1 protein-coding gene is annotated in these 1,069 nt (G+C 64.1%); it reads right to left on the bottom strand.

What is annotated here, in order from left to right:
- Positions 1 to 1,069, bottom strand: a 1,069-nt coding sequence (locus AB0O34_RS37020) for a family 2B encapsulin nanocompartment shell protein (RefSeq protein WP_363923698.1), incomplete at both ends; no start/stop codon positions are given.

Here is a 1,069-nt window from a genome sequence, read left to right as displayed (position 1 = left end):
TGACGAGGATGGAGCTGGTGCGGGTCTTGGTGATGGGGATCTTGTTGCAGGGGAGGAGCGGGACGCCGCGCCAGGAGGGGATGGCGTGACCGTCGATCTCCACGCTCTGTGGATAGAGGCCACGCCGGTTGCATTCGCGGCCGAAGGCCGCGATGGTCTGCGGATGCGCCACGAAGAAGTGGGACTTCCTTCGCCTGCAGAGTAGCTCGTCGAGGTCGTCGGGGGTGGGTGGGCCGGTGCGGGTGTTGATGCGTTGTTTGAGGTCGGCGTTGTGCAGGAGGCCGAATTCGGGGTTGTTGATGAGTTCGTGTTCTTGGCGTTCGCGGAGGGCTTCGATGGTGAGGCGGAGTTGCTGGTGGGTTTGGTTCATGGGTTGGTTGTAGAGGTCCGCGACGCGGGTGTGGATGCGGAGGATGGTTTGGGCGACGCTGAGTTCGTATTCGCGGGGGGTGGTTTCGTAGTCGACGAAGGTGGCGGGGAGTTGGGGTTCTCCGGCGTGTCCTGAGGTGATTTGGATGAGGGCTTCGCCGTGTTTGTTCTGTGGGGGGCGTTGGTTGGTGTGGTGGTTTTCGATGTGGGTGCGGAGGGTGGGTGATTGGGTGAGGTGTTCTTGGAAGGTTTGGCGGGGGAGGGTGAGGGTGGTGGTGGGGGTGACGGCTTTGATGGTGTGTTCCCAGGTGGCTGGGGTGGTGGTGGTGAGGGTGTGGTCGCCGTAGTAGTCGCCGTCGGCGAGGACGCCGAGGATGGTGTGGTCGCCGTATTCGCCGGTGCCGATTTTGTTGACTTTGCCGTGGGCGATGAGGATGAGGCGGTCGGCGGGTTGTCCGGTTTCGGTGATGGTGTCGCCGGGTTCGTACTGGTGTTGGGTGAAGCGGTTGGCGAGTGCTTCCAGGGTGGTGTCGTCGTCGTAGTGGCGTAGTGCGGGGAGTTCGCGCAGTTCTGGGGGGACGACGCGGATGTCGGCGCCGTGGTTGGTGAAGCTGAGGCGTCCGTCGCCGATGGCGTAGCTGAGGCGGCGGTTGACGCGGTAGGCGCCGCCGGGGGTGTGGACCCAGGGGAGCATGCGTAG

It is taken from the genome of Sphaerisporangium sp. NPDC088356, assembly GCF_040685555.1.
Classification (GTDB): domain Bacteria; phylum Actinomycetota; class Actinomycetes; order Streptosporangiales; family Streptosporangiaceae; genus Sphaerisporangium.
Note: the sequence above shows the minus strand (reverse complement) of the source record. Positions and strands in the feature narration are given on the sequence as shown.